Genomic DNA, 779 nt, shown 5'->3' with positions numbered 1-779 from the left:
CGCGGCCCTGCCGCGGCCGGAGGTGGAGGTGGGCGAGGTGAACTGGCTCGTCGCGCCGCCCGCCGCGCCGCTTCGCGTGCAGGCCAAGCTGCGCGGGCGCGAGGCGCCGCGGGCGGCGCTGGCGAGCTGGGACGCGGACGCAGCGTTGCTGCGGGTGACGCTGGACGAGCCGAACGTGGTGGCACCGGGGCAGGCCTGCGTGCTGTATGACGGCGACCGGGTGCTGGCCGGCGGCTTCATCCGCCGCAGCGTGACCGCGGCCGGCGTTGACATGGCGGGGGCCGCGGCGTAACCGGGCGCGCTCGCGGGGCGCGGCCCCGGATGCCCTTGGGGCGGCGTAGCTCAGCTGGTTAGAGCACGGCACTCATAATGCCGGGGTCAGCGGTTCAAGTCCGCTCGCCGCTACCATCCTCGGCACTTCTGCCGATCCATGCCCATCGACGGTGCAGCCCACAGTCGCGAGGCGCAGGTGCCGCGGAACGACGGATCGCGCGGCGGGGGCTTGGGCTGCCATACTCGGACGCGCCAACCCTAAGGGCTCGCCGACGCATGGCCGATGAGTTCGACGCCGAAGCCTATGCCAGGGCCGCCGCCGCCGCCCTGCGGCTGCCGCTCGACCCGCGCCACCTGCCGGGCGTTGTCGCCAACCTGACCATCGCCGCGCGCATGGCCGCGATGGTGGAGGGCGCTGCGCTCGGCGTGACCGACGAGCCCGCGCCGGTCTTCGTCGCGGGGCGGGACGCGCCGACGCCGTGATCCGGGCCGCCGAGACCGCCGCC

General features: G+C 75.5%; 2 protein-coding genes and 1 tRNA gene. All 3 read left to right on the top strand.

The genetic code is table 11. The features are described from left to right. Window positions 1-292 (top strand): aminomethyltransferase beta-barrel domain-containing protein (locus L2I40_RS23940; protein WP_372491117.1); only part of this gene is annotated, 292 nt, incomplete at its 5' end. Window positions 293-331: 39 nt separating this feature from the next. Then, window positions 332-408, top strand: a tRNA-Met gene (locus L2I40_RS23935). A 141-nt stretch (window positions 409-549) separates the two neighbouring features. Further along, window positions 550-756, top strand: a complete 207-nt coding sequence (locus L2I40_RS23930; RefSeq protein ID WP_237217839.1) for a DUF4089 domain-containing protein — start codon at window positions 550-552, stop codon at window positions 754-756. Window positions 757-779: the final 23 nt, after the last annotated feature.

The organism is Falsiroseomonas oryziterrae (assembly GCF_021864505.1).
GTDB classification, from domain to species: domain Bacteria; phylum Pseudomonadota; class Alphaproteobacteria; order Acetobacterales; family Acetobacteraceae; genus Falsiroseomonas; species Falsiroseomonas oryziterrae.
The sequence above is the reverse complement of the archived record's forward strand: the minus strand, read 5'-3'. Positions and strand labels throughout refer to the sequence as shown.